Source organism: Alysiella crassa DSM 2578 (genome assembly GCF_000745955.1).
Lineage (GTDB): Bacteria > Pseudomonadota > Gammaproteobacteria > Burkholderiales > Neisseriaceae > Simonsiella > Simonsiella crassa.
This window is the reverse complement of sequence record NZ_JQKH01000095.1, coordinates 1-8,594: the sequence shown is the minus strand read 5'-3', so window position 1 is coordinate 8,594 and position 8,594 is coordinate 1. Positions and strand designations below refer to the sequence as shown.

Genomic DNA, 8,594 nt, shown 5'->3' with positions numbered 1-8,594 from the left:
CTTGACTCTATCATTTGAAGAACTTTGAAAACAGAAATAAACTGAAATCGAAATAAACTGAAATCAAAGTAAATATAAAATGAAATAAGCTTACTGATGACTCAGTCATCACCAAAAAATACAAAATCAACACAAACAAACCAAAACCTTTGTTTAAAATCGGCTTCCCAGTTTGTTCCCCTTTACGTTTGGCGACCATAGCGGTTTGGCTCCACTCCTTCCCTTCCCGAACAGGACAGTGAAACATTCCAGCGCCGATGATAGTATACAATCGTATGCGAAAGTAGGTCATCGCCAAACTATTTACACAAAGCAGCCTGAAACATAGATGATGTTTCAGGCTGCTTTTATGTGTAAACAATTTGCTTTATTGTTTATTTTGATTTATTATTCTATTTTAATTTATGAATAAAGGTAATGAAATGAAATTAGGTAAATTAAGTGTTATGTTGATGTTATCTGCTGTTTTGGGTTTGTCTGCTTGTGGGGGAGAGCAGAAAGCAAATAATCAGGCTGCTCCAGTAGGCTTAATGTCGTCAGCGAGTGGTGTAAGTACTGGTGAAACATCGGCAGCAGAACCTTCTGAAAAACCTAAAAAAGTTAAAAAAGCAACTGAAAATATTGCACCATCTGAACCTGTGGATATTAATACGGCTACTGCTGAAGAATTGGTAACGGCATTAAAAGGTACGGGTGTTGGTAAAGCGAAAGTGGAAAAAATCATTGAGTATCGTACACGGCATGGCGGTTTTAAAAGTATTGATGAATTGACAGAAGTAAAAGGGATTGGCGATAAAACGATGGAAAAATTGCGCAGTCGTGTTATTGTATCGGCTGCTAAATCAGCTCCTACTGGTAAAGAAAAAAGTGAAGATAAAGATGAAGAGTGATGTTTTAATTTATAATTGAATTTTGATAAAAAACCTTGAAATATGAAATTTCAAGGTTTTTTTGATTATATGGCTCTGTGGTTTTGTAGGCAGCCCGAAAAATGGGCATTCAAAGGAAAATAGCACCAATTATTTTAGAGTATCATGCAAATCAGAATTCTGTTATAACTATTTTTTGACTTATATCAAAAAATTTGGGAAATAAAAATGATGAGATATACTGGTTTAATCTTAATGAGTTTAACATTATTGTTGGGTGCATGTCATAAAGAGACCGCCACATCCACACAAGCACCCAAACCAATGGAAAACGATAATCGCCCAACTTATGTGGTCATGACGGAATTGAACACAATTCCGTTTATTATTCGGGACAGTAGCCAAAGCAGCGGTGTAACAGGTTTTGAATACGATTTGCTGACCGAAATTGCCAAACAGCAGGGTTTTAAGTTGCGTTTTGAAGTACATCCGTGGCAGGGTTTGTTCCCGAATTTGGATTCTGGGAAAGCGGATATTTTGGCAGGTGCGGTTACTTATACCGATGAGCGTGCGACATTTATGGATTTTTCAAATCCACATTTTGAATATCGTTACACGATGTTGGTGCGCGATGGTTTGCAAAATAAACCGAATTTTGGTGCGTTTAAGGGCATGAAAGTTGCTTTGCAACGGGCTTCGGTATCGGAAAGTTTGATTCCGATGTTTGGGAATCAGGATAAGGGCAATATTGTGTACACAGACACCATTTGGTTGGCGACTAAAGCGGTGCTGGCAGGTGAAGCGGACGCGGCAGTAGGCAGTAGTGCGCCTTTGAGCTATTATGCTAAAAAATATGCAGACAGCAAAACGCATTTGATACAGGATTCGTCTTTGCCTGCCAAACATTATGTATTTGCAGTGAAAAAGGGCAATACGGAATTGGTTCAAAAACTGAACGAAGGTTTGGAAAAGGTTAAAGCCAATGGGATGTATGAGAAATTGTACAGTAAGTATTGGTAGAATCTGGTTTCAGACTGCCTGAAAATAGAAAATCCCTAAAATCATCTGATTTTAGGGATTTTGTTTAATTTGGTGGAGGCGGGGTCTTTTGAACTCTTTGATTAATTTATTGATTATATTTAATTTTATTTTTTAAAATTTGAAAATGTACCTAAATTTGTACCTAAAAATCTTTATGCTACCCCATTTTTTTATCGGGTAAATGCTTCAAAAGTGTTTTCATTGCCACGCAATAAATTCATTAAACGCAAATTGATAAACAGCTTATCTCTGCCAATTTGGACTTCATTCAATACACCCAAATCGCTTAATTCTTTCAAATATTTTGAAGCAGTTTGACGTTTGGCAATACCTGCATTTTCCAAGTTGGTAATCCGCGTATAGGGTTGTTCAAACAGCAAATTCAACAATTCATGTGTGTAGATGTGTGGGGCGTATTGTTGCATATATTGCCGCGTGTATTCAAATAATTGGCGTATGGCATTGATTTTGTTTACTGTCCAATCGGCGGTTTCCTGTACGCCTTTTAAAATGTAGATAATCCAACTTTCCCAATCCTGCTCACTGGTTACGCGCAATAGAAGTTGATAGTAATCGGCTTTATTTTCAATAATGTATCGGCTTAAGTACAAAATGGGTAAAGACAATAAGCCCTTATCAATCAACAATAAGCTGTTTAAAATTCGTCCTGTTCTGCCGTTGCCGTCTGTGAAAGGGTGGATTGCTTCAAATTGGTAATGGGCAATTGCCATAATGATTAAGGGGTCTAAATCATCACTTTCGTGGATAAACTTTTCCCAATTCGCTAGTTTATCCCGAATAATGCTTTCTCCCTCTGGTGGTGTGTAAATGGTTTTGCCTGTTTTACCGCCTTTTAGGGCGGTGCCTGTGGTTTGGCGGATTGTCATTTCATGGGGCTGCTTAATGGCATTGCACACCAACACCGCCGTTTGCGTGCAAATGGGCAAACGTGCCAATGATTGAAAGCCTTGAAATAGGGCATTGCGGTATTGTAGAGCCTCTTTGGTGGCAGGGTCTATGTCTGTATTGTCATTGTCCAGTTGCAAGGATTGGAATAGTTTATCGGTGGTGGTTACGATGTTTTCAATTTCGCTACTGGCTCGCGCTTCCATAATGGGCAGCGTGTTAATCAGCATACTTTGATTGGGGATAAGTTCCGCCGCTTGTTTCAGTTGTGCTAATGCGGCTCGTGCTGCAATACAATGTTTCAAAATATTTTTGGTTTCAATGTCTTGCTGTGGCGGTAGATTGGGTAAATCATTGTAGGGTAGGTGGGCTTGCCATTGTGTCATGTTTAAAAAATCCAAAAATTTAAAGATATGGTGCAGTATATGTTTATCGCGTAAACATATCAAGAAAACGTGTTTATTTTTGGCGATTTTTTAAACATGACAGCCTGAAAGTACATAAGTGATACAGATGAAAAAAATCGCTGTTATTGCTGTTATTCTGTTACCGAATTGATTTTAAATGATTATTTTCATATTTCTACTGTTATCGGTCTGTTATGTGATGGGGTGTTTTCTGTTATTTTTTTTAAATTCAATGTGTTAATGTGTGTTTTTGCTTGTTATAGGCGGCGTGTTATACGTTTCAGGCTGCCTATTTTTTTATATCATGTTTAAAAAATCCAAAAATTTAAAGATATGGTGCAGTATATGTTTATCGCGTAAACATATTAAGGGGGATATGTTTAAAAAATGGCGATTTTTAAACATGAGAATACACCAGCCATATTGTTTATGCGCTGGTGTATTTGGGTTTCAGGCTGCCTGAATATTTAATTATGCAATGATTTTATGATGATAGATATACTGTTCGGCAATTTTGGCAAACAACAACATTAATTGTTTTGCTGGTTCAGTTTTCATTTGGGCCACAGGTTCGGGCAAAATATCAATCAGTAAAAAGCGGTTGCCATCTTGCACATAAACCAATGCGCGGTTACTGGTATGTCTTGCCCCTATTTGCCAATTGCGCCGCCATTTGGCTAATTGAGCAGTATCGGTAAGCGGCAATAAATGCACATGGCGCAAAACATACATCTCGCCGTTTACCTGTGGCGTGGTATATGCCCCATCTTTGCCAAATAGGTAAAAATCATTTTCTCCTGTTTCTCCTGTACTCTTCCATTCGGTAAAACGCTGAAGTAAGTTATTGGGGTCATCAATTGTTTGTGCCAATTTATGCGTGATGTCGGTCTGTATCATGGCGTTTCAATTCCCCAACGCTGATAAAATTCGGCAATGGTGTAATCCGTTTTGCTTTCAATATCGCGCAACATGGCTTCATCTCGTGGAGATAATTCGGGGATAGCTCGCTCTTGGTGCATATACTGCTCTACGGCGGCGGCAATCACTTGTTCTTGCGTTTTGCCTGTTTGCGCTGCAAAAATTGCGATACGCTCGCTTAATTGGGGGGATAATGTGATGGTCGTCATGGTGGTTTTCCTTTCAGGCTGCCTGTTTGGTAATGGTGCTAGGCGTGTAAAAACTGGCATAATACCCTTGCTGTGCTTGCTGCAATGATGTTTTTAGGCTTTCGGCAATGCTTGCGGCTTCGGGGTTGTCTGCAATCACAGCCGCAATCATGCTTTCAATGTGCCAAACACGCAATTTACTTTCATTGATTTCTTGAGCGGTAAAAATTTGTGTGGCTAAATCGTCCCAATTTGTGCCAATAGGGTTTATTTCATTCATCTTTTTACCCTTTCAGGCTGCCTGAAGCACGCCAAATTGAATACTGATACTTTGCCCCAAATGGGCATTAATATTTACCAACGCATCTAATGAAAATTTGCTTATTTTGCCATTGAGTAAATCATTCATGCGCGGTTGTGTAATGCCGCAATGTTGCGCGGCTTGGCTTTGTGTCCAATGGTTAGCCTGAATGGTGGCGGCAATGTGGCGCATAAGTTCGGCTCGCAATTTCATATTGGCGGCTTCGGCTGGGGTATCGCAAATAGCGTCAAATACGGATTGATAAGTTTGCATAGTGGTTTATCCTTGTTTGATTTCATTTAATCTTTGTTTTGCGAGGTTTAAATCTTGCTGACTGGTGCGCTGTGTTTTCTTTTGAAATGCGTGTAACACATAAATCATGTTTTCAATTTTGGCGGTATAGATAATGCGAAATGCGCCGTTTTCGTCTCGTAAGCGAATTTCCATCACACCACGCCCAATGGTAGGCATAGGCTTAAAATCGGTTGGCATTTCTCCATTCTGTACTTTATGCAATTCATAGCCTGATTGTTGCCTGATTTCATTTGGAAATTCACGAATGCAATCTAATGAATTTCCTAGAAAAGTAATTTCTTTCATGTTTATATCTCTATTTTGATATAAGTGTAATTATATTCAATTTGAGATAAAAGTAAATAAAAAAAACACACCAGCCCATTAATCATTAATGCGCTGGTGTGTTGCTTTCAGGCTGCCTTACTCTTGGCACTCTCTTACGCGGTAAAAATCGCTCATGCTGCCCCTGAATTTCCGTTGCGTTTTGCCATTGCCGCGTGAACCCTTGACAAATAAATCACGCTCTTCTAATACTTTGGTTACTTTAATAATTTCAAATGGTTGTGCAATCTCTTCACGAAACACTTTTTCAATAATATACCATTCGGGCGGCTCGCTGGTGTCATCATAAAACCCTGCATGGTGGCGGTCGGTATGGCTAAAATCATTGTTTTTCAAGGGTTGGAAACGCTCGCCATAGGCAAATTGTTCCATAAAATCCTTGAATTGGCGCACAATGCGCTCGTTTTCGCGGTTGCCTGTGCCATTGGCAAATAACCAATCATCAAAGCAGCGTTTTACCCCTGCCATGCCTACACCAGCCGCCAACCCTGTAATCGGTGTGGCAAGTTCCAACGCGGCGGCGGCAAGGGCAAATCGTTTGGCTACGGTACGCGCCTGTCCGCTTAATTTGGGCAGCATTGCCATAAAATCATCAAAATGCGCCTGTGCTTGCTTGATACCGTCTTGATTTAATAAACGGATAAATTCACGCCCTGCCATGCCGTGATAATGGGCGGCGGCGCGGTCTAAATGCTCCGACAATTCCGCGCCATCGGCAAAACCATGTAGGGTGTCATAAATACCCCATTCGCGCCCTGCATTGGCTTCTAGGGTGGGTAATCGCACGGCTTGCCCTGCATTCCATTCCGCCTGATTGCCTAACATATTTTCAGGGCTTAATTCGCCTGTACTCAATACCAATACGCGCCATCGGCTTATGGCTCTGTTGCCGCCATCTTTTGCGCCCTGTGCTTTGTTAATACCATTCATCACGCTATACACGGTATCTGAAACCACTTTGGGCGCGGCTTGGCTAATCTCATCTAACACCAGCAAGCCATCATTTCGGGCGGTGGCGGTGTTATTGAAACCCAATTTTGTGCCTTGCCAAGTCATTAAACTGTCATCATGCTTACTCCACACCGATAAACCCACTTTAGCGGCGGTGGTTTTGCCGTCCCGACTGTTGCCATACAGATGAAAGCCGCCACTCTCTACACGCATTAAGGACAACAAAGGGGCTGCAAACGCCGTTCCCAATGCCAAACACAGGCGGCTATTACCATTGGCATATTGGGCGATTTGTTCTTGCCAATCTTTCAGGCTGCCTGAAGTATTGTAGGCATGAGCTTGAGACTTATCGCCATTGTAGATAATACGCGGCGGCGGCTCGCTGGTGTGGGGGCTGATGATTTCGCCATTGGGCAACACATACACGCCCTTGTGCCAGCCCGACTGATTGACAATATGGAAATGGGCGCGGCTGCCTTGCGTTTGCAAATAGTCTGCCAAAAACTCGCGCTTTGCCCTGCCTGAATACACGGTCAAGCCCATGCCCTGCAAACGCTGCCAACATTGCTGTGTGCCAATTTCTGCGTTGGCAATGGCGGCGATTTTGGCTTGGCGCGTGTGTGGGTCTTTGAACTGAATCACGGTGTAATATGCGCCACTTTCATCTGTGCCACGCCCAAGAACGTCCAAAGGGTCGGATAACAAAATGGGTTCTTCGCGTGTCTCGCCATCTGAATGTTTGATTTTGATGAAATACACGCCTTTGTTTTCGGTACGGAAATGGGGTTTGGTCTCGTAATCTTGCAAGGTGTCGGGGTTGATAATGGGGTTTTTCATAATTTAAATCCTTGTATTTGATAATAGATGAATTTAGACGGTATTTGACAACTAAAATAAAATGGCACATAATGAAACGGTATCCAGTTTAGATACTGGTCGAAATCTGTTTCCCTACGGGTTGAAACAGTCCCCCCATGAAGCGATAACAAGCCGATTGGGGGTGTTTTTATTTATAGCTACTTGAAAAGTAACTGTTTTTCGTAGGTTTTCTATGCCGCTTCATCCTTCTTATTTTCCAAAACAAAGTCATATTTTGAAATGTGATTTCAGGGGATTAATCGTTCCTGAAATGGTTAAAGTTCGTCCTGTTGTCATCATTTCTCCGTCATCTAGACACGGTTCTAAACTGTGTACTGTTGTGCCGCTTTCTACCACCGCCCCTAATCCTGCTATGGCTTGGCACGTTAAATTAAGCAGAAACCCAAATCCTTTGGAAACTGAAACGCTGGAAGTATGGGCAAAATGCAACATGATTTACACAGTTTCATTTGAGCGTTTAGATAAATTTCATAGAAAAACGCGCAATGGTCGTGAATATTTATCTCCATCAATGAATAGTGATGATTTTTCACGCGTTTTATCTGGTGTTCAATCGTATCTAGGTTTTTTAACTGAATAATCATTCAAGCTGCCTGAAACCTAGTTAGGCTTCAGGCTGCCTGTTAATATTTGTTAATGTTTTTTTGGGATAAATTTATTCCGCAAAGGTCAATAATCCGTCATGCCTTACGCGCCCTGTACGGCGACTATGCGGCATGGACAATGCGGCGCGGTGGATAATGGGCGGCTCGTTTGGCTTATGGTTTGGGCTAGGCGTGCCAAATTGCTGCGTTAAACGCGTTTCCAAACGCTGATAAATGCGGTTTTGCGCTTCAATTTGCTTTTCGGCGGCGGCTAATTCCGTTTGCGTGTCGTCTAATTGCGCTGAAATGGCTTGCACAACAGGGCTGTAACGCTGATAACTCGCCCATTCACCCAATAAATAACCCACAATCAAACCGCCACCGCCATAAAGTAAAATATTAGAAATCATCGTATTAGCCCTTTTTATCAGGTAACAGGCGGCGAATTTGGGGGTTTACCGCTTGGCGGCGCGGCTTCACAAAACGGCGGCGCGGCGGCTGCCTGAATTGGCGAAACAAAAACACGCCCAAAACAATCAGCATTTCTACATTTAAAATCAATAAAGTAAGCAAAAAGTAATTCATGCTGTGGCACTCCTTGTTACGCGGCGGCGAATGGTTTTTTTCGGTGGCTCTGCCATTGTGATAGGGTTGTCGTCTTGGTCGGGGTCGGTTTGGTCGGTGTCCATCACGGTGATTTGTGGTGGCGGCTGGTGGGTTTCAGGCTGCCTGAATGCGTTTTGTGGCGTTACCAGCGTTTCCACCACATCGCCAAAATCACGCGTTTCCAATTTGCGCGTGGGTTGGCTGGTGTCAATGCCCACCTTAACGGCGCGATACAAGCCGTTTTCCAACATAAAAAATCCTGTGTTTTTAATGCGTTCTCTCATGTGGGCTTCGTGCTTCCATTG

At 41.9% G+C, this 8,594-nt stretch carries 13 protein-coding genes and 1 rRNA gene; 4 read left to right on the top strand and 10 right to left on the bottom strand.

The window, feature by feature from the left end; all coding sequences use genetic code 11:
- The first annotated feature begins 187 nt into the window (after window positions 1-187).
- The 3 genes from rrf (at window position 188) to Q338_RS11095 (ending at window position 1,889) form a co-directional block, all read left to right on the top strand.
- Window positions 188-300, top strand: a 5S ribosomal RNA gene (gene rrf, locus Q338_RS11105).
- A 122-nt stretch (window positions 301-422) separates the two neighbouring features.
- Entirely contained in the window at window positions 423-890 is a 468-nt protein-coding gene (locus Q338_RS13875; protein ID WP_051968626.1) for a ComEA family DNA-binding protein, read from the top strand.
- 207 nt (window positions 891-1,097) lie between these two features.
- Window positions 1,098-1,889, top strand: a complete 792-nt coding sequence (locus Q338_RS11095) for a substrate-binding periplasmic protein (RefSeq protein WP_084693595.1) — start codon at window positions 1,098-1,100, stop codon at window positions 1,887-1,889.
- Window positions 1,890-2,080: 191 nt separating this feature from the next.
- Here the strand turns inward: Q338_RS11095 and fic are convergent, their stop codons facing one another.
- From fic to Q338_RS11060, 7 genes are all read right to left on the bottom strand, one after another.
- Window positions 2,081-3,202: a protein adenylyltransferase Fic gene (fic, locus tag Q338_RS11090; RefSeq protein ID WP_034295401.1), complete on the bottom strand. Its 1,122-nt coding sequence runs from the start codon at window positions 3,200-3,202 to the stop codon at window positions 2,081-2,083.
- 492 nt (window positions 3,203-3,694) lie between these two features.
- Entirely contained in the window at window positions 3,695-4,120 is a 426-nt protein-coding gene (locus Q338_RS11085) for a type II toxin-antitoxin system YafO family toxin (RefSeq protein ID WP_051968625.1), read from the bottom strand.
- Window positions 4,117-4,350 carry a hypothetical protein gene (locus Q338_RS11080; protein WP_034295399.1) on the bottom strand — a complete coding sequence of 78 codons (234 nt, stop codon included), beginning with the start codon at window positions 4,348-4,350 and terminating at the stop codon, window positions 4,117-4,119. The genes Q338_RS11085 and Q338_RS11080 overlap by 4 nt, the downstream gene beginning before the upstream one ends.
- A 13-nt stretch (window positions 4,351-4,363) precedes the next feature.
- Entirely contained in the window at window positions 4,364-4,609 is a 246-nt protein-coding gene (locus Q338_RS11075) for a hypothetical protein (protein ID WP_034295397.1), read from the bottom strand.
- Between the two features lie 12 nt (window positions 4,610-4,621).
- The gene (locus Q338_RS11070) at window positions 4,622-4,903 is read right to left on the bottom strand and encodes a helix-turn-helix domain-containing protein (protein ID WP_034295395.1); all 282 of its coding nucleotides are present in this window, start codon (window positions 4,901-4,903) and stop codon (window positions 4,622-4,624) included.
- A 6-nt stretch (window positions 4,904-4,909) separates the two neighbouring features.
- Window positions 4,910-5,230: a type II toxin-antitoxin system RelE/ParE family toxin gene (locus Q338_RS11065; RefSeq protein ID WP_034295393.1), complete on the bottom strand. Its 321-nt coding sequence runs from the start codon at window positions 5,228-5,230 to the stop codon at window positions 4,910-4,912.
- A gap of 117 nt (window positions 5,231-5,347) precedes the next feature.
- Window positions 5,348-7,057, bottom strand: a complete 1,710-nt coding sequence (locus tag Q338_RS11060; protein WP_034295391.1) for a DUF927 domain-containing protein — start codon at window positions 7,055-7,057, stop codon at window positions 5,348-5,350.
- Window positions 7,058-7,271: 214 nt separating this feature from the next.
- Between Q338_RS11060 and Q338_RS14155 the strand changes: the two genes are divergently transcribed.
- Window positions 7,272-7,679: a type II toxin-antitoxin system PemK/MazF family toxin gene (locus tag Q338_RS14155; RefSeq protein ID WP_084693594.1), complete on the top strand. Its 408-nt coding sequence runs from the start codon at window positions 7,272-7,274 to the stop codon at window positions 7,677-7,679.
- A gap of 75 nt (window positions 7,680-7,754) precedes the next feature.
- Here Q338_RS14155 and Q338_RS11050 read toward each other — a convergent pair whose 3' ends face one another.
- The 3 genes from Q338_RS11050 to Q338_RS11045 all read right to left on the bottom strand — a co-directional run.
- Window positions 7,755-8,093, bottom strand: a complete 339-nt coding sequence (locus Q338_RS11050) for a hypothetical protein (protein WP_034295387.1) — start codon at window positions 8,091-8,093, stop codon at window positions 7,755-7,757.
- 4 nt (window positions 8,094-8,097) lie between these two features.
- Window positions 8,098-8,268, bottom strand: coding sequence for a hypothetical protein (locus tag Q338_RS14605; protein WP_156961048.1), 171 nt, complete (start codon window positions 8,266-8,268; stop codon window positions 8,098-8,100).
- Window positions 8,265-8,594 (bottom strand): hypothetical protein (locus tag Q338_RS11045; RefSeq protein WP_034293174.1); only part of this gene is annotated, 330 nt, incomplete at its 5' end. The genes Q338_RS14605 and Q338_RS11045, both read right to left, overlap by 4 nt.

Excerpts from the sequence above, each read along its gene's own strand:
- Q338_RS11080 (WP_034295399.1), bottom strand. The coding sequence starts at position 4,350 with ATGACGACCATCACATTATCCCCCCAATTAAGCGAGCGTATCGCAATT.
- Q338_RS11060 (WP_034295391.1), bottom strand. The coding sequence starts at position 7,057 with ATGAAAAACCCCATTATCAACCCCGACACCTTGCAAGATTACGAGACC.
- Q338_RS14605 (WP_156961048.1), bottom strand. The coding sequence starts at position 8,268 with ATGAATTACTTTTTGCTTACTTTATTGATTTTAAATGTAGAAATGCTG.
- Q338_RS11075 (WP_034295397.1), bottom strand. The coding sequence starts at position 4,609 with ATGAATGAAATAAACCCTATTGGCACAAATTGGGACGATTTAGCCACA.
- Q338_RS11095 (WP_084693595.1), top strand. The coding sequence starts at position 1,098 with ATGATGAGATATACTGGTTTAATCTTAATGAGTTTAACATTATTGTTG.
- Q338_RS11085 (WP_051968625.1), bottom strand. The coding sequence starts at position 4,120 with ATGATACAGACCGACATCACGCATAAATTGGCACAAACAATTGATGAC.
- Q338_RS13875 (WP_051968626.1), top strand. The coding sequence starts at position 423 with ATGAAATTAGGTAAATTAAGTGTTATGTTGATGTTATCTGCTGTTTTG.
- Q338_RS14155 (WP_084693594.1), top strand. The coding sequence starts at position 7,272 with ATGCCGCTTCATCCTTCTTATTTTCCAAAACAAAGTCATATTTTGAAA.
- Q338_RS11065 (WP_034295393.1), bottom strand. The coding sequence starts at position 5,230 with ATGAAAGAAATTACTTTTCTAGGAAATTCATTAGATTGCATTCGTGAA.
- Q338_RS11070 (WP_034295395.1), bottom strand. The coding sequence starts at position 4,903 with ATGCAAACTTATCAATCCGTATTTGACGCTATTTGCGATACCCCAGCC.
- fic (WP_034295401.1), bottom strand. The coding sequence starts at position 3,202 with ATGACACAATGGCAAGCCCACCTACCCTACAATGATTTACCCAATCTA.
- Q338_RS11050 (WP_034295387.1), bottom strand. The coding sequence starts at position 8,093 with ATGATTTCTAATATTTTACTTTATGGCGGTGGCGGTTTGATTGTGGGT.